Here is an 18,063-nt window from a genome sequence, read left to right on the forward strand (position 1 = left end):
AAACAAAAAGCTTAAAAAGTCCTTATAATAAGGACTTTTTTATTTTTGCATGATTTCTGTTATTTGCTTACCCTATTACCTGTTTTATATTTTACTTAAATCATTTAAGACCCTACTTTATGTACTATAAAGATGAATTCAGAAAATTTGCCGTAAAAGGGCAAGGTTTAAGCGGTTTAGGCGTAGATCAGTATTTAAGCCACGTCGAAAATACCACTAACCTGCACCGCATTGAAAGCATGACCCGCTCGGTAATTGAGGAACGTCCCACTAATTTCCGGGAGATTGATGTATTCTCTCGTTTAATTATGGACCGCATTATTTTCCTGGGCACGCAGGTAGATGATTTTATTGCGAACATTATTACGGCTCAACTTCTGTTCTTAGAATCTTCGGATTCCAAGAAAGATATTTTATTATATATCAACAGTCCTGGTGGTTCAGTATATGCCGGATTAGGTATTTACGATACCATGCAGTATGTTAAGCCCGACGTAGCTACTATTTGCACCGGTTTAGCTGCTTCTATGGGGGCTGTATTACTTTGCGGTGGCGCTAAAAACAAACGTTCGGCTTTACCGCATGCTCGCGTAATGATTCACCAACCTATGGGTGGTACCCAAGGTCAAGCTTCGGATATTGAAATTACGGCCCGGGAAATTCTAAAATTGAAAAAAGAATTATACGAAATTATTGCTTCGCACAGCGGTAAAAGCTACCAGGAAGTGCACGATAACTCTGATCGGGATTACTGGATGCGCGCCGATGAAGCTAAAGAATATGGCTTAATCGACGAAGTTTTAATTCGGCCAAGCGCTTAAATTTATAATCTATTTCATCAGGAAGCTTACCTTAACAGTTGTTGAGGTAAGCTTTTTTGTGTAAAATAATTTATTTAGTAAATCAGATTGGCTAATCAAGCAGTTTTACTAAATTCTCCTTTATCTTAATCCAAGGCTGGTTTAGGTTAATTGTACAAACTCGTACTCTATTTCCGCTTAATACATACTCCAGGTTCAATTCTGTATTTACAACCGGATACAACAATATTCCTTCTACGGTCTGGTTAGGGTGAATTAAAGGCGAATTTTGCAGATAAGTAAACAGTTGGTATAAATGTTTAGAATGGAGTTTCTCTTTTTGATGATGCGGCAGGAGAGCTTTTTTGTAAAACTTGGTATCTATAATTATTTTCCGGTCTGCCGATTGTAAAGAGATATCGGTGTACATTACCGGCAGGTAATCCTGTATTTCTTCTGTATTTTCTGCGCTCTTCCAATTAATTCTTTCTGATTTTACGCTGAAACCAGATTGCTCTCTTCGGTAAAAATTTCGGACAAAAGCTTCGAAAATAGCCGCCATTTGCTTTTTATCCTTCAAAAAAGCTTTAAATGTATATGCCTTATGGTCGTTGGTAGGCAATAAATTTTGCCGGATAAAAGTGCAGCAATTTAAGACAAATCGGTAGCGCGCTAATTGATAACGGGGTAATTGCGCTGGCACATTTACCTGAATAGTAGAAGAAAGCGGCTGCACTAATGCAAAAGCAGGCAAAAAAGCGTTTATTTTTTTGTAAAAACCAGAAGATAAATTAACGGTTTGCTGTAGTTCTAAAAGAGTAGTTTTAATAATCTGGTTAGGTATAATATCATGACTAAGTTCCTCAACGGAACAAATTGTTTGACCAGGTGCAGATTTTAAATTATAACGGATTGTTTCGTTTAACAATAACTTTCCTTTAATTCCTTTTATCTGCTGTTTTTGAGTTTTATAATCAGTAGCTAAACCTTGAGTTAATAAATGTTGTACTTCTGGTAGCAGCATGCTTACCAAAAGATTTACTGAATCTGCACCGGTTTCATTACCTACTAACTCTGGGTTGGGCAGCCAATCTATTTTATCCCATGCATAACTAAGCAGGTAGTATATGTTTTGAATGGGAATTACCATAATAATTTACCCAACTCTTAGTTTTTGAAGTTGCACGGCTACTTGCTTCGGATTATCGAACCAATATTCTTCTAACAAAGGAGCTATTTCATTTTCAATTATCCCATTAAACCATTTAAAACCAGAACCTAAAGGCGGGTTACTAAAATAACTATGGCCAATGCGAAAACCGGGACCTAAATTAGAATCATCAGCAATCCTTTGATTCAATTTAGTTAAACTATTACTAATATGAATTACTAAATCCGGCAATACGTTTTTACTTAGAAGATACTGGTGAAATTGCTCGTTAAACTGCGGCTCCATTCTAAAGAATGCAAAACGCCGCCGCAAAGCATAATCTAACAAGGTTAAAGCCCGATCAGCCGTATTCATAGTTCCAATCACAAATACGTTTTCGGGGATATAAAACTTTTCGCTTTCTGATTGCCCGTACGTAAGTGAGGTAGCAAAGGCAGGTCCACGTTTATCAGCTTCCAGCAGAAACAACATCTCTCCAAAAATACTGCTTACATTGCCGCGGTTTATTTCCTCAATTATAAAATAATAAGATTGCTCCGGATCAGTCACTGCCCGTTGACAAAAGTTATAAAATACTCCGTTTGTCAGCTTAAACTTTCCTTCGGTATCGGGTCGATAACCCTGGATAAAATCATCGTAGGCGTAATTACTGTGAAACTGAACAATTTCTATACGGTCTAAATCCTGCCTGCCCTGATCTAAAAAGGCCAACCGTTTAGCCAGAAAAGATTTTCCGGTACCCGGGGGGCCTTGCAGAATAAGGTTCATTTTACGGCGTAAAGCCGCCATTAAACTTTGTAATTGGTGTTCTTCTAAAAAAATTTCTTCTAATGCCTGAACTAGAGAGTAACTCTCGACTTTATTAGCCTTATAAGTAATTTTTGGTTCAGCAACTAATTCCAGAGAAGGCGAGGGACTACTAAGAGCTAAGGCTATTTCGGCGGGAACAGCTACCTCGGTTACAACTTTGTCATCTTCCGGAGGAAGCAGAAATAAGGGCCGTTTATTCACCACCGAAAAACCCAATTTTTCCAGATACGAATTGGCAGTAATCCCGGCGGAGGTAACCCATTCGGCCGCTGTACCACTGGCTACCTGGTGAGCTAAACGCAATAACTCCCGGGGTGGATAACGTTTACCTTTATAAACCACATCGTATACCGTAGAAGCCCGTAAATTAATTTGCTGCCGATCAATGTGATTAATCGCCTGCAAAATGTGCTCCCTAGTGATACTTTTAAGTTGAATAGCTGTCATAAACCGTTATTACCCTAACAACGTACAAATTAATAGGTTAGGTTCAGAAAAAATAATAGGATTTAAGCAAGTTTTTTTCTTTTTAAAATATAAACTTACAAGACTTAAAATTAGAAATGTTCAATAAAAGATTTTAAGCTTACTAAATACGTATAAATATCTAACATACAATATTTTAAATGTTAAAAATGTGTGAATAAAAATATGTATCCATAAAATTTCTATTTAGTACCTTTGTAATAGATTATATTAAAATATCCTTTACTACAAATAATTATATGGCCGATGTAACGTGCTCTTTCTGCGGAAAAACAAAAAAAGAAGTATCTATAATGATTTCGGGCATTAATGCTCACATCTGCGAAAGGTGTATCGGCCAGGCGCAGCAAATCCTTAACGAAGAAAATAAAATTCGTTCTAATAGCCGCTCTCCTAAATTTAATTTAGTAAAACCAAAAGAAATGAAGGAGTACCTGGACCAATTTGTGGTGGGTCAGGACGAGGCGAAGAAAGTAATGTCGGTAGCGGTTTACAATCATTATAAGCGCTTAATGCAAACCGTTAAGTCAGACGATGTAGTGATTGAGAAATCAAATATTATAATGGTGGGCGAAACGGGTACCGGAAAAACTTTTCTGGCGCGTATGCTGGCTGGGGTTTTGCAAGTTCCATTCTGTATTGCCGATGCAACCGTATTAACCGAAGCTGGTTATGTGGGCGAAGACGTAGAAAGTATTTTAACCCGTTTGCTACAAGCGGCCGATTACAACGTAGAAGCGGCCGAGCGTGGCATTGTATACATTGATGAGATTGATAAAATTGCCCGCAAAAGTGATAACCCGTCGATTACCCGCGATGTAAGTGGTGAAGGCGTACAGCAGGCTTTATTGAAATTACTCGAAGGTACTTCCGTGAATGTACCCCCACAAGGTGGCCGCAAACATCCGGAACAAAAAATGATTTCGGTAAACACCGAAAATATTTTGTTTATCTGCGGTGGCGCTTTTGTAGGCATTGACCGGCTTATTAAAAATCGTATGAATGCCAAACCGATTGGCTTTTCGAAATCGGCGGCTGATAATGCGGAGAATACTGATAATTATCTGCGTTATATTTCTGCTCAGGATTTAAAAACTTTTGGCCTTATTCCTGAATTAATTGGTCGCTTACCTGTTTTAACGCACTTAAATCCGTTAGATAAATCAACGTTGCGCTTAATTTTAACCGAACCTAAAAACTCGATTATTAAACAATACAAGCGCTTGTTCGAAATGGAGAATATTACCCTTAGTTTTGCCGAAGAAGCATTGGACTACATTGTAGACAAAGCCGCCGAGTACAAGTTAGGAGCCCGTGGTTTACGTTCTATCTGCGAAGGTATTATGACCGAAGCTATGTTTGAACTTCCTTCGCAACAAGGCACTTCTGACCTGGTTATTGATTTAGAATACGCTCGTCATCAGTTTGAAAAATCGTCTTTAAAGCAATTAAAAGTTGCATAGGATTTGACGCTAGATACTAGACGCTAGATAAAAGATTAAATAAAAACAAAGGCGGCTCCTAAGTATTTAGGAGCCACCTTTGTTTTTATCTATTTAAACTCTAGTAAAAAGTCTACTATCTAAAGTCTAATGACCAGCATCTAAAGACAAGTAATTTACCATTAATTCAGCGGCCTTCGCAGCAGATTTTGCTTCGCCTAATAAATTACGAAGATCTTGGTAATCGCCTTTTTGCTGCTGAATTACTGCGTCGTCTTTTGTAATCTTTCTTAATTCAGCAATAATATTTCTACTGTTCAAATCATTTTGAATAAGCTCTTTTACTACTGGTTTACCGGCGATTAAATTTACTAAGGAAATATAGGGTACTTTAATTACAGCCCGCGCAATCCAGTACGATAGGGCGCTGGTACTGTAACAAACTACCTGCGGCACATTAAACAAAGCTGTTTCGAGAGTAGCAGTACCCGAAGTAACTAAAGAGGCCTGAGCATTAGCCAGTAAATCGTAAGTTTGGTTAGTTACCACACTTACATTATCTTTTTTCTCGATGTTTCGGTAATACTCCGGATTTAAGTTAGAAACTGCCGCAATTACAAACTGGTACTCCGGAAAATCCGACACCACGCTTAGCATTACGGATAAAATAGCTTCTATTTCTTGTTTACGACTACCCGGTAGAATAGCAATTATAGGTTTATTTACTAAATTATTTTGTTGCCTGAATGAGGGGTTAGCTTGATGCGCACTTACTAAATCTGCAATAGGGTTACCTATATAATCTACTTTATAATCAAACTGCTGGTAAAAATCTGCTTCGAACGGCATTATAACAAACATCCGGTCTACCAGCTTTTTAATAGTATGCACCCGGCCCTGGTTCCAGGCCCAAATTTTAGGAGAAATGTAGTAGAACACTTTTAAACCATTGGCTTTCGCGAATTTGGCAATACGAAGATTGAAGCCGGCATAATCTACTAAAATAACCACATCTGGTTGGTAAGCTAAAATATCGGCTTTGCATTCCCGGAGAAAGCGAACTATTTTAAATAAATTAGTAATTGCTTCCTTAAAACCCATAAAAGCCAACTCGCGGTAATGGCGCACCAAATACCCACCGGTCGCTTCCATCATATCGCCGCCCCAGTAGCGAAACTCAGCGTTAGTATCTTGCTTTTGGAGTTCCTGCATTAACTTAGCTGCGTGTAAATCGCCGGAACGCTCGCCCGCAATCAGATAATATTTCAATATTTTAGATGGTTGAATTGTTAAATTGCTGGATGGTTGAATTGTAAGTTGGCTTAATGATTTTATTGCTGAATGACTATCGTACCAGATAATAAAATAATTCCGATAACACCTCCACAACCTAACAATTCAACACTATACTTATTTTACTCGCCAAGATATTCTACAAAATTGCGGGGTGTTTCGTATAATTTAAGGCTGTGTAACTGAGCCGAACTGGAAATTTTAGATATAAGTGGTTTTAGTATATTCCAAAATTCGATAACTAAGTTTTCGGTACTGGCTAGTTTGCCTTCCATAAAAGCTACATCCAGGTTCAGGTTTTTATGATCTACTTTTTGGATGATATGGTCCCGGATAAGTAAGCTGAGTTTCTTCAGGTCTATTACAAAACCAGTATCCGGATCGGGAGTACCTTTAACCGTTACAATCAATTCGTAGTTATGGCCATGCCAATTAGCGTTTGCACACGGTCCGAACACTTCTTTGTTCTTCGCTATCGACCAATTTGGGTTGAACAGCTTATGCGCTGCATTAAAGTGTTCTAGTCTGCTTATATAAACCATCAGTTGAAATGATATTGCTTTTTCAACAGCAAATATACGAAAAAAGGCACCCCGAAAAACGAAGTAATAATACCAATCGGCAAACCAGCGGGCGGGTAAATAAAACGAGATAAAATATCGCAGGCGATCATAAACACACCACCTAACCAGGCACACACCAAAAGGTTATTTTTATACGTAATTCCCATTAATGCTCGCGTAACGTGCGGAATAATTATACCTACAAACCCTACTGAACCTGCTAAAGCTACCGAGAAACCACAAAGTACGGCGACCGTAATTAAAATAAGCCAGCGGGTACGTACCACGTGTACGCCTAAAGCATGCGCCCGTTCGGACCCTAATAATAAAGTATTTAATTCTTTCACCTGAAACCGGAAGAGAAGCAAAGCTAAAATTAAGGCAATAGCCGGATAAGCTAAGAAATCCCAATTTGCCCGCCCAAAATCTCCCATCGACCAGAATAAAATTGATTTAATATTACTCTCAGAGCCAAAGAGAAAAGTAAAAAAACTTACTAAAGCTGTGAGAAGCGAGCTAATGGCAATGCCCGCTAATAATAGTTGAGTGGGTATAATCTGACCTTTCCGGTAACCTAAGGCAATAACTAAAACTGTAACGCCAAAAGCACCTATTAAGGCAAAAAAGGGTGGTAAATAAATGGTTCCCCAGGTAGTAGCTATTACACCCGAAATACTTAAGGAGGCGCCTAACGATGCCCCGGAAGCAGTACCTAAAATATACGGATCGGCTAAGGGGTTATTGACCATGGCTTGCATTAAATAACCGCAAAACGACAGGGAACTGCCTACCAATAAGGCTAACAACAAGCGGGGCAGACGCAACTGTACAATGGCAAAATGGACAGGATTATCAGGTTCATAAGCCAGAATCGCAGCTTGCACATCGGCGAGTGAGGTTTCAAAGCTGCCAACCAATAGGCCCGTTCCTAACACCAACAGGAGCAGAACAATTAGTACTACATAAATAATTAGGTTCTTCGTCAAAGTTTCAGGAAAGATTGCAGTTCGCGTACCGACTCCACAACCCGCGGACTAGGCCGGGACATTAAGTCGTCGGTGGCAGCAAATATACGGCGGTTTTGATAAGCATTCGTTTGTTTTAATTCCGGGTACTGCTGAAAGAAAGTACTATCCATTTTCCCGAAGGTGCCACCAATAATTACATCTGGATTTACTTTTAAAATATACTCGCGGGTTAAAGCCGGATAAGGCTGCGACATTACTTCTGTAACGGCGTTCTCTGCGCCAATTACATGAAGTTTATCTGTAAATATAGTATTGCGTCCGTACACATAAATGGGATCGTTCCAGGTTATAGCTAATACCTTGGGTTTATATGCGGTATTTCCCTTTAGAGCCGCTATCTTTTTTAATTGTTTTTGTAAAGAATCAGCATAATACATGGCGTAAGCATCGCGGTGCATAATGCGGCCAATATCCACTAAGCGGTCAAAAATATCGTTTAATTTCCCGAATGTTTGAAAATAAACCGGAATACCTAATTCCTGAATGCGGGCGGCTACTTCGGGCGGAGTAATACCATCTACTGTAAAAATCAAATCCGGCTTTAGCTGTACTAATTTTTCATAATCCATTGGGTAATTATTTACCACTGGTTTACTTTTTACCTGAGCCGGATAGTTGCAATTCTGCGTACGGGCTATTATTTGGCTTTCGTCGCATACGGCAAACAACATTTCAGTAGCCGAGGGAGCCAGCGCCATTACCCGTTTAGGATAATGCGGAATTTTTAATTTTCTTCCTAAATCGTCGGTTATGGTAATATATTCTTTAACAGATAAATCTGTTTTCACTTTCTTGGATTTAGACTGACAGCCTGCTTCGGCAAAAAGTAAAAGCAACATGCCACACCATAGCCCTAATAAAAAACTTTTAATTTTTAATTTTTGCTGCATTCTATTCTAATGTACTCTGTATAAGTAAAGGCACTTTCTTTAAAACAACAAATCAGTAAGCCTATTTGAGTTAACCGTGCCGGGTATTGATTTTTTCGTAAATTTAGCGCTTAAGTTTAGAACAGGTTGTAAATAAAATTTAAATATGATAGTAGTAACCGGGGCTGCGGGTTTTATTGGTTCTTGTCTGGTAAGTCGGCTAAACGCTGATAATTTTAATGATATTATTGTAGTCGATAATTTTTCGGTAGCAAAAAAGGAAAACAACCTGCAAGGAAAAAAAATTAAACGCTACGTAGATCGTAACGATTTTTTTGATTGGCTAGCGGATAACTACGAAGAAGTAGAATTTATTTTTCACATGGGTGCCCGCACCGATACTACTGAAATTAGTAAGGATATTTTTGATTTACTTAATCTTAATTATTCTAAAAAAGTTTGGGAAGCTTGCTGCGAGTATCAAATTCCACTGGTTTACGCTTCTTCGGCCGCTACTTACGGGGCCGGCAAATTAGGTTACGACGACGATGAAGCTATTTTACCGCTGCTAAACCCTTTGAACCCGTATGGCGATTCTAAGCATGAATTTGATAAGTGGGTATTACAGCAAACAGCTAAACCATTTTTTTGGGCAGGGTTAAAGTTTTTTAATGTGTATGGTCCCAACGAATACCACAAGGGCCGTATGGCATCGGTTATTTTCCATGCTTTTAACCAAATTAATGATAATGGCCGATTAAAACTTTTTAAATCGCACCACCCGGATTATAAAGATGGGGAGCAAATGCGAGACTTTGTGTACGTAAAAGATGTAGTAGAAGTGTGTTATTTTTTAATGCATTTACGGCAGCACTCCGGTATTTACAATTTGGGAAGTGGCCAGGCCCGTACGTTTCTGGATTTAGCCTTTAATACTTTTACGGCCATGAACAGAGACATAAATATTGATTTTGTGGATACGCCTTTAGTAATCCGCGATAATTACCAATACTTTACTGAGGCCAACATGCAAAAACTAAAAAATATTGGTTTTATCCGGCCTTTCTACACTTTAGAAGACGGGATAACGGATTACGTACAACAATACTTAATTCCTAATAAGTATCTGTAAAAAACAAAACCCCTCCTGAGTTCAGGAGGGGTTTTGTTTTATTAGCTTATCTAATTCAGCAAATACTTAAATTTCCCAGTTTTTAATAATTAATGTGCATCCACTGGTAGCTTAACGTTCTTTTTAAATTTTTGCAGGTATAGCAACGGAATAGAGCACAACATAATCATACCGGAAATCCAATAAGCATCGGTATACGATAAGAGCATAGTCTGTTTTATCACGGTACCTTCAATAGCCCGGTACGCTGCGGTTTTAGCATCGAGCAACGAATACCCCTTTGCCACAAAAGTTTGCATTAAGCCTTGGAACCGTTGCAGGAAAGCCGGATTAAACTCATTAATATTTACCAGCAAGTCGTTGCGGTGAATACCAGAGCGCACATGAATTAAAGTAGTAAGTAAAGCAATACCAAATGATCCGCCTAACTGCCGCATCATGTTATTTAACCCGGTTCCTTGCCCTAATTCCTTACCTTTTAAATCCTGAATAGCTAAAGTAGTAAGTGGAACGAACAATAAAGCCATACCTACGCCCCGGATAGCTAAAGGCCAGAAGAAATCGTGGGTACCGCTCACTAAAGTAGATTTAATCAGCATCTGGGAAAAAACAAAAAACAAGAACATCCCCACGGTAGCCATAAATTGAGCCGGTACGCCCCGCTGCAGCATTTTACCCACAAAAGGCATCATTACAATGGTAAACAAACCACCGGGCAATAGTAATTCGCCGGTTTGCTGCGCCGTGAAACCCAATAAAGTCTGGCAGAAAACGGGGAATACAAACATAGATCCGTAAAGCCCCAAACCCAGCACAAAAGAAGTAAACATACCTACGCTAAAGCTTCTGTGCCGCATAATTTTAAAGTTCACAATAGGGTGCTTGGTACTTTTTTCGCGCCAAATAAATAAAATGGTGCCAATTACCGAAGTTGCCGATAATACAATAATGTAAGGAGCGGCAAACCAATCTTCTGATTCTCCTTTTTCCAATACGGTTTGTAAACTACCTACCGCTAAGGCCAGTAAAGCAATGCCCCACCAATCAATGGGTTGGCCTTTACCATCTCGTGGAGTTTCGCGCACAAAAGTGTAGGTGGCAAAAGCGGCAATAGCACCTACGGGTATGTTCACGTAAAAAATCCAGGGCCAGGCAAAATTATCAGTAATGTAGCCGCCAATGGTAGGCCCAATAGTAGGACCAACTACCGCTCCTAAACCAAATAAAGCCGTAGCGGTACCTACCTGTTCAGGTGGCCAGGTTTCCAGTAAAATAGCTTGTGCCGTAGAAATTAAACCACCACCTGCTAAACCTTGCAGAATACGAAAAGCAATGAGTTCTTCCAGAGTAGTAGCATTACCGCACAAGAAAGAGGCAATGGTAAATAATACAATTGAGCCTAAAAAGTAATTCTTGCGGCCAAAATAACTTCCCAGCCAACCCGACATGGGTAATATAATTACGTTAGCCACGCCATAACCCGTTGTTATCCAAGCTATATCTTCGAGGGTGGCCCCTAAATTTCCTTGCATCTGCGGAATAGATACGTTTACAATGGTGGTATCAATCAGCTCGAGCAAAGAAGCGGTAATTACCGTGATGGTAATTACCCACTTTTTCAATCCGGTTTCAGCCATAATTATTCCTGCGTGATTACCGAAACCCGTACGCTCATTCCGGGCCGTAATTGATCCATTATCTCTTTCCGGGTATTAATTTTAATTTTAACCGGTACCCGCTGCACTACTTTCACAAAGTTACCGGTCGCATTATCGGGAGGTAATAAAGAAAACTTAGCGCCCGTAGCCGGCGAAAAATTATAAATTTCGCCCATTACTTTTTCTTCCGGAAAAGCATCTACTTCAATATTTACTTTTTGGCCGGAGCGTAATTTTTCTAATTGCGTTTCTTTAAAGTTGGCGGTAACGTACAAGCTGTTTTCGTTTACTATGGAAAATAAGCTTTGTCCGGCCTGTATCAACTGGCCTTTCTGCACATTCTTTTTAGAAGCAATCCCAGAGGCAGGAGCCTTAACCTGGGCGTAAGAAAGTTGCAGATTAGCAAAATCAATATCGGCCTGGCGCTGGTCTATGCCGGTGGTGGTAGCAGCCAGCTGTGAACGGGTAGTACCTACCTGCTGGTTAGCTGCCCGGTATTGTCCTTTAGCTGCTTCCAGGTTAGCTGCTGCTGCATCGCGTTCGGCTTTTGCCTGATCAAATTGTTGCTGGGTAATAGAACCATCCTGAATTAAGTTAGCGTAGCGGTTATAATCCTGAGTGGCTTTCCAGAGCCGGGCTTCGGCGGCTTCTATGTTGGCTTTGGCACTAGTTAGGTTAGCGGCGGTAGCGGTAATTTGAGCCTGCGATACATTAATATTAGCACTGGTACCGCGGCGGGCGGCTTCGGCTTGCTCTAACCGAATGCGTAAGTCCCGGTCATCTAGCTTTACTACTATCTGGCCTTGCTTTACCGGTTGGTTTTCTTCAAAGTTGATTTCTTCCACGTACCCTCCTACCCGGGCCACTACCGGACTAATATCGCCGTCAATCTGCGCATCGTCGGTATCTACGTGTTTGCCATAATAAATATATTCCCGAATACCGAATATAGCTCCTCCCAGTAATACAAGCCCTAGAATGATAGGAATTACCTTATTTGACTTTTTCTTTTTCTTTTTTTCGATTATTATTTCTGTTGCTGTCTCCATGACACTAAAAAATTATTTTTGCGAGATTTTTCCGGTTGATTTTAATAAAGTATAGTAAGCAATTTGAGCATCGGCGCGGGCAAGTTCCAGGTTTATCTGGGCCTGAAACAGTTCCGATTGAGCATCTACCCGCTCGGTGGCAGTTGCTACTTTGTTTTGGTACTGCGAGGCAGTGGTACGATCATTTTCCTGAGCCTGCACAATGGAGGTTTCCAGAATTTTGATCCGTTCCAGCGCTTTTACATAATTTTGGTAACTCTGATTTACTTCGGTTTTTATTTGATCCGTTACTATGTCGCGGTTAATGTCTACTTGCGTTTTCTGGATGCGGGCTTCGTTAATTTTATTTTTGTTTTGCCATATCCGGTCAAAATTCCAGGCTACGGTAGCAGCGGCTGTAACCGGAGCTATAAATCCATTAGTATGGGGTACAAATGGGCCTTTCAGGTTAACGTAGTAAGCATCCGTTCCCACCAAAACGGTTGGCATGGCATCGGCTTTAATGGATTTTATGTTTAAATCGGCTACCTGGCTGTTTAAACCAAGTGATTTTAATTCCTGGCGATTCGCAATAGACGCATCCATAAAAGTGGTTAAGGCAGGGATTTCGGTGGCCGGATTATGTAATTCTTCGGTTTGTAAATCAGTATTATCGGGCAATCCTAATAATATACCTAGATTATAGACCACAATTTTCCGGTTTGTTTCCAGATCCACGCCGGATAGCTCCACATTGCTGCGTTGCAATTGAAAGCGTAATACATCATTTCTGGTTACAATACCTTGCTCGAAGAACCGCTGCGCCTGTTTTATTTGCCGATCAATAGCTTGCAGGTTTTGATCTACCACTTTTTTACTTTGTTGCAGCTTATACAAGTTGTAATAAGCACTGGTAATGCTGTAAATTATTTCTTCCTGGTCTTTATCGGCATCTAACCGGGCTATTTCGGTGAGTAATTGGGTACTTTCGCGGGCATAACGTAGTTTATTCCCGGCAAACAAAACCTCTTGCAAACCGGCAATGCCAATAGCTGCATCCGCGTGTTTAGGTAAAATAATTGGTTGTTGTTCGGGGGTTAGTTGTACTTTATTTGCGAGTATTTCGGCGTGGTTGTATGTATAACTCACACTACCGGTAGGCAAACGGCTATCCAACGCTTGATGGTACCGCACTATTGCCTGATCAATTTTCGATTGGGCTAATTTTAAATTTTTACTATTGCGTATTCCTAAATCTACCGCTTCGCTTAATGAAAGTACTTTTACATTTTGTGCCGAAGCGGCTATAGTTTGTACACTTAACAAAATTACTAAAACCAATTTGTAAAGTCGGTTCGTGCAACTCCATTCTACTTTACGGAAAGTATCCCGAAATCTTAGTTTCATTTTTTTAATAAATAAGCTTGTAAATAATCCTGTATAAAATGCTTGATGCGAGGTCTTAATTGTGTTTCCAATACGTTGGGTTCATTCAAATCCATTTCCAGCAACCGCGACGAAATATGAGTAGAATTAGAAATATAATATTTGGTACCCAGGATACTGGCAATGGTCATCTCCACATCCACGGAACGAAAAGAACCGTTATCTATACCTTCCTGAATAATAGCTTTAATAGCATTAATGTTATTTAAAACTTGGTTAGTAATAGTTTCTGTAATTTCCGGACGTTGGTTTAAAGAAAGCTCCCGGTGAATTAATCGGTGAAAAGAATTATTTACTAACACCCGATCCAAGTATATATCTAAAGCTTTAGTTAGTTTTTCCCAAGTAGGAATTGGTTGCTCTTTAATGGCCACTAAGGCTTGCCGCATTGAATTTATCCGGCGTTCTAAAACCGCTTTTAGTAACCCGTCTTTAGAGCCAAAGTAATAATTTAGCATAGCTATATTTACTCCAGCTTCCGTTGCTAAGTATCTGGTAGAAGCTCCTTCATATCCTACTTCACCGAAAATCCTTTCTGCTACTTCTATAATATGGTCTCTCTTATCCAGCTTCATAATTTTTTGTGAATAATAAATTACCTGCAAAATTAATCAATCGATTGATTAATTACAAATGTAATTTTAAGATATTTCTAAACTCTGAAGCTATGGATTAAAATTTTTAATGCTGAAAAACGGAATAATTAAAAAAAGGATACACAATTTACCTAAACTCTTTTAAATTATTAGTAAGCAGATTAGGACTATAAGTATAAATACGGAAGTAACTTACGGAACAACTTTGCGTTCATTTAAAGAAGAAGTAGTTTTACTTTAATAATCATTAATTCTAAACTCTTAACCACCCAAAGGTGCGTAAACTACACAAAGATGAATTTCAATAGTAACAAAGAAAAAATCAGTTATATTATTGGTCGGGATATGGCCGCCAACTTTCAGAAACAAGGCCTAGAAGTAGATCCGGAAATATTCTTGCAAGGCTTTAAAGAAGCCACTGCGGGTCAGAAATCGCAGCTTAGCCAGGAAGATGTACAAGCAGCCATGATGGAACTTCAGCAGCTAATGGCCAGCCGGCAAAATACCGCAACTGGCCGGCAAGGAGAAATAAATCAGCAGGAAGGCGAAGCTTTCCTGGCCGAAAACAAAAACCGTCCGGAGGTAGTTAGTTTGCCAAGTGGCCTGCAATACCAGGTATTAAACCAAGGTTCCGGTAAATCACCTTCCAAGAACGATTCGGTTACTACGCATTACCACGGTACCTTGCTGGACGGAACTGTATTTGATTCATCGTACGAACGCGGTGAACCAGCCACCTTCCCAGTAAACGGAGTTATTGCGGGCTGGACCGAAGCTTTACAAAAAATGAAAGAAGGCGATAAGTGGCGGTTGTTTATTCCATCCAATTTAGCTTACGGAACCCGTGGTGCCGGCGGCGATATCGGACCTAATGCTACTCTTATTTTTGACGTAGAATTATTATCGGTTAACTAAATCAGAGACTACTTATTAGTATAGTAAGTAACACACCTTTTAATTGCTGCCAAAGTAAAACTCGGTTCAATCAGCCAAATTTATTGGAGCAAATCCGATAATTTTGCTAAATGCAATCAGTTTTACTTTGGCAGCAATCCTATGAATAACACAGGCAATGTCGACGGAGCTGATAGAAGAATATTACCCGGAAAAAGGTTACTCCAGCGACCATCTAACCTTAACATCTGAAGCGCTGGAAATTAAACATCGCGCCCATCGGTATATTTTACCGCTTAATCAAATAGAATCGATTGATTTAAGGCACATTCGGTTGCTGTTCTATTACTTAGCGGGCGGATTTACCCTAACGCTTTCGTTATTAGCCATTTTAAACAACTTTATTTCTCCGCTGCCTGGTATATTACTCGTTTTAATTGGTATTGTTGGTCTTTATTTCGGATTGAGAGGAAAAATAAGTTTACAAATCAGTACCACCACAAACGACTACGTTTTCTGGTTTTCGGGTAAGTATCCGCCTTTTTTACAATTTGTAAACATCGTTCGTCATCGTATTATTACGCAAACGGCTTCGGAACACGGCAACTTAAGCCTATCCGACGATTAGTTCAGGCAATTATTTACTTAATTTATCCATTCAGCCATTTATTTAAAACAGCCGTTTGTTCTTTGGTAGGTTTTTCATTCGGCAAGATGCTAAAACGACGCATTTCGGTGGCAACCAAGGGAAACTCTAAAGTCAAAATCTGACCATCGCGGTTTACGAGCAAACTAATAGGTTGACCAACCCGGGCACCCGCCAAAGATAGATTTACATCGTCGGTAATACGGTAGCCGTTTACAGCTAAAATCTCGTCGTTCACGTTTAAACCTCCTTGCCACGCACTGCCGTCCCGAGTTACGGATGTAACTATTTGCTTGCCGGTTGTTAGCGATACTTTCGCCCCTAAGCTAGGTTCGGTTTTGTTATTATTCTGGTTAATAAAGCGTAAACCGGCGTAATTAAAATAAGTAGCGTAATCAGGAGTTTTGGTACCGTAAATATAATCATTAAAGAAAGTATCGAGCTTTCCACCGGCTATACTCTCGGCCGCTTGTTTAAATTCAACATCAGTAAAACCCCGATCCAGTTTTTTATAATATTGTTGGTACAACTGGCGCATTAAGTCATCTAAACTTTTCTGGCCTTTGGTACGGTGCAAAATTTCCAGATTTAGTAACTGACCAATTACCGCTCCTTTGGAATAATAAGAAGTGCCGGAATTAGTAGAATTTTCGTTAGGCCGGTAATATTTAATCCAGGCATCGAAACTCGATTCGGCCGCCGATTGTACCCGAACGCCCGGAGTATTCTCCAGATCGCTTATTTCTTTGGCGCTAGTAGTCAGATATTGTTCGTTGGTTTGAAAACCGCTACGGCGCAAAATTAAATTAGCGTAATAACTCGTAAAACCTTCTGATACCCAAAGTAAATTGGTATACGTTTCGGCATCGTAATTAAAAGGACCTAAACCAGCCGGACGCAGACGTTTTACATTCCAAAGGTGAAAGTACTCGTGGGCTACCAAACTTAAAATACTGTTATAACCCGTAGACGAAGCATAATTCCATTTTTTCACCTGCAAAGTGGTCGAGTATTTATGCTCCAATCCTCCCCCGCCATTGTTGGTATTATGAATAATAAATAAGTAATGGTTAATTGGCTGATCGCCCATAATTTGGGTAGCCGTAGTAGTTACTTTTTTTAAATCGGCTAAAAACTTGTCTTTGTTCACGTTCGATTCTCCGAACATCGCTACTTGATGGGGTACGCCATTTACCTCAAACTGCCACACGTTATGGTTACCAATCTCAATCGGCGAGTCTACTACTTCGTCGTAATTAGTTGCCTGAAAAGTAAAAGGCTGACTTTCGTTAACTGGCACCAGGGCAGTAGAAACTACTTTCCAATCTTTATAAGGCACTATTTTAATCTCGGATTTTTCATTTTGTAAACCGTCGGGGTACATGAAAACACTGGCTCCGTTGACATAACCGTGTTCGGCGTCCAGAAAACTGGTACGCACCGTTAACTCAAAAGCATATACTTTGTAAGTAACTTTAACCTGCGGTACTTTTTGCGAATAAATACGCCAGGTATTTTTATTTATCTTTTCGTAACGTAACTTTTGGTTATTTGCACTAGCAGTAAAACCCTCCACGTTTTTGGCGTATTCCCGAACTAAGTACGAACCAGGTGTCCAGACCGGCATTTTAACCTCAACATATTCTTTCTGGGGGCTGGCAAATGTCATTTCAACTTCAAAGTAATGAGTTTGGGGTTGTGGCATTGCCAGTGTATAATTTACTTTAGCCGCCGCCCAGGTTTTTATGGGTAGAAATAAAATTATTAATAAAGAAGAAAAGAAAATTCGTTTACAGAAAGTTAAAGACATAGATAATGAATGGTAAAAACTAAGTTAAAAAAGCAAATAAAAGCTATTAGGTTTATTTAGAAGGGCTTTTAAGTTCTTATTGAATAATAGAGAATCTGACTAGTGTTTTAATATGATGTTATTGTTGTCTAATATTTTATTTCATACAAAAGTACTAGATAAAAAGATAGAAAAAAGAGCCTCTACTTTCAAAAGTAATATGGCTATACGGAGTTGGCCAGAATTTAAAAGTAAAAGGTAAAAAAAAACCTGCCTGTTTCATACAAGATGAAACAGGCAGGCTATAAATCCTTTAAAATCTTACCAAGTTACCAGTTGTATTTCAAACCAGTGATCTTTTCAGACCTTAAAAATAATGTTAATCTGTTATAAGTGGTAAAACCAACTTAGA

16 protein-coding genes are annotated in these 18,063 nt (G+C 39.5%); 5 read left to right on the forward strand and 11 right to left on the reverse strand.

The annotated features are described in order from the left end of the window. Nucleotides 1-119: 119 nt before the first annotated feature. The gene (locus HUW48_RS21105) at nt 120-821 is read left to right on the forward strand and encodes a ClpP family protease (protein ID WP_262891461.1); all 702 of its coding nucleotides are present in this window, start codon (nt 120-122) and stop codon (nt 819-821) included. A gap of 91 nt (nt 822-912) precedes the next feature. On the opposite strand, the gene HUW48_RS21110 is transcribed toward HUW48_RS21105, so the two are convergent. Both HUW48_RS21110 and HUW48_RS21115 read right to left on the reverse strand, forming a co-directional pair. Continuing rightward, the gene (locus tag HUW48_RS21110) at nt 913-1,950 is read right to left on the reverse strand and encodes a 5-methylcytosine restriction system specificity protein McrC (protein WP_182412812.1); all 1,038 of its coding nucleotides are present in this window, start codon (nt 1,948-1,950) and stop codon (nt 913-915) included. 6 nt (nt 1,951-1,956) lie between these two features. Then, a complete protein-coding gene (locus HUW48_RS21115; protein WP_182412813.1) occupies nt 1,957-3,228 on the reverse strand; it encodes an AAA family ATPase in 1,272 nt (423 codons plus the stop codon). Nucleotides 3,229-3,506: 278 nt separating this feature from the next. Between HUW48_RS21115 and clpX the strand changes: the two genes are divergently transcribed. Next, nucleotides 3,507-4,730 (forward strand): ATP-dependent Clp protease ATP-binding subunit ClpX, encoded by a 1,224-nt coding sequence (clpX, locus tag HUW48_RS21120; protein WP_182412814.1) that lies wholly within the window; start codon nt 3,507-3,509, stop codon nt 4,728-4,730. A gap of 126 nt (nt 4,731-4,856) precedes the next feature. Here clpX and lpxB read toward each other — a convergent pair whose 3' ends face one another. The 4 genes from lpxB to HUW48_RS21140 all read right to left on the reverse strand — a co-directional run bounded on the left by lpxB (nt 4,857) and on the right by HUW48_RS21140 (nt 8,483). Beyond that, complete coding sequence (gene lpxB / locus HUW48_RS21125) at nt 4,857-5,978, reverse strand: lipid-A-disaccharide synthase (RefSeq protein ID WP_182412815.1); 1,122 nt, start codon at nt 5,976-5,978, stop codon at nt 4,857-4,859. Nucleotides 5,979-6,124: 146 nt separating this feature from the next. Beyond that, the gene (locus HUW48_RS21130; protein ID WP_182412816.1) at nt 6,125-6,544 is read right to left on the reverse strand and encodes a 6-pyruvoyl trahydropterin synthase family protein; all 420 of its coding nucleotides are present in this window, start codon (nt 6,542-6,544) and stop codon (nt 6,125-6,127) included. After that, nucleotides 6,544-7,551, reverse strand: coding sequence for a FecCD family ABC transporter permease (locus tag HUW48_RS21135; RefSeq protein ID WP_182412817.1), 1,008 nt, complete (start codon nt 7,549-7,551; stop codon nt 6,544-6,546). Before HUW48_RS21135 ends, HUW48_RS21130 begins: the two co-directional genes overlap by 1 nt. Next, the gene (locus HUW48_RS21140; protein ID WP_182412818.1) at nt 7,548-8,483 is read right to left on the reverse strand and encodes an ABC transporter substrate-binding protein; all 936 of its coding nucleotides are present in this window, start codon (nt 8,481-8,483) and stop codon (nt 7,548-7,550) included. Before HUW48_RS21140 ends, HUW48_RS21135 begins: the two co-directional genes overlap by 4 nt. Before the next feature lie 145 nt (nt 8,484-8,628). Here HUW48_RS21140 and rfaD point away from each other — a divergent pair, with 145 nt between their 5' ends. Further along, nucleotides 8,629-9,594: an ADP-glyceromanno-heptose 6-epimerase gene (rfaD, locus tag HUW48_RS21145; RefSeq protein ID WP_182412819.1), complete on the forward strand. Its 966-nt coding sequence runs from the start codon at nt 8,629-8,631 to the stop codon at nt 9,592-9,594. 89 nt (nt 9,595-9,683) lie between these two features. On the opposite strand, the gene HUW48_RS21150 is transcribed toward rfaD, so the two are convergent. The 4 genes from HUW48_RS21150 to HUW48_RS21165 are packed head-to-tail and all read right to left on the reverse strand — an operon-like array spanning nt 9,684 to nt 14,301. After that, entirely contained in the window at nt 9,684-11,231 is a 1,548-nt protein-coding gene (locus tag HUW48_RS21150) for a DHA2 family efflux MFS transporter permease subunit (protein WP_182412820.1), read from the reverse strand. A 2-nt stretch (nt 11,232-11,233) separates the two neighbouring features. Further along, nucleotides 11,234-12,301, reverse strand: a complete 1,068-nt coding sequence (locus tag HUW48_RS21155) for an HlyD family secretion protein (RefSeq protein WP_182412821.1) — start codon at nt 12,299-12,301, stop codon at nt 11,234-11,236. 12 nt (nt 12,302-12,313) lie between these two features. After that, complete coding sequence (locus HUW48_RS21160) at nt 12,314-13,687, reverse strand: TolC family protein (protein ID WP_182412822.1); 1,374 nt, start codon at nt 13,685-13,687, stop codon at nt 12,314-12,316. Continuing rightward, nucleotides 13,684-14,301: a TetR/AcrR family transcriptional regulator gene (locus tag HUW48_RS21165; protein ID WP_182412823.1), complete on the reverse strand. Its 618-nt coding sequence runs from the start codon at nt 14,299-14,301 to the stop codon at nt 13,684-13,686. Before HUW48_RS21165 ends, HUW48_RS21160 begins: the two co-directional genes overlap by 4 nt. 315 nt (nt 14,302-14,616) lie before the next feature. Here HUW48_RS21165 and HUW48_RS21170 point away from each other — a divergent pair, with 315 nt between their 5' ends. Both HUW48_RS21170 and HUW48_RS21175 read left to right on the forward strand, forming a co-directional pair. Then, the gene (locus tag HUW48_RS21170) at nt 14,617-15,237 is read left to right on the forward strand and encodes an FKBP-type peptidyl-prolyl cis-trans isomerase (protein ID WP_182412824.1); all 621 of its coding nucleotides are present in this window, start codon (nt 14,617-14,619) and stop codon (nt 15,235-15,237) included. Between the two features lie 157 nt (nt 15,238-15,394). Continuing rightward, nucleotides 15,395-15,844, forward strand: coding sequence for a hypothetical protein (locus HUW48_RS21175; RefSeq protein WP_182412825.1), 450 nt, complete (start codon nt 15,395-15,397; stop codon nt 15,842-15,844). A 22-nt stretch (nt 15,845-15,866) separates the two neighbouring features. Here HUW48_RS21175 and HUW48_RS21180 read toward each other — a convergent pair whose 3' ends face one another. Beyond that, nucleotides 15,867-17,672 (reverse strand): M61 family metallopeptidase, encoded by a 1,806-nt coding sequence (locus HUW48_RS21180; RefSeq protein ID WP_182412826.1) that lies wholly within the window; start codon nt 17,670-17,672, stop codon nt 15,867-15,869. Nucleotides 17,673-18,063 lie beyond the last annotated feature (391 nt).

Source organism: Adhaeribacter radiodurans (assembly GCF_014075995.1).
In the GTDB taxonomy this organism is placed as follows: Bacteria; Bacteroidota; Bacteroidia; order Cytophagales; family Hymenobacteraceae; genus Adhaeribacter; species Adhaeribacter radiodurans.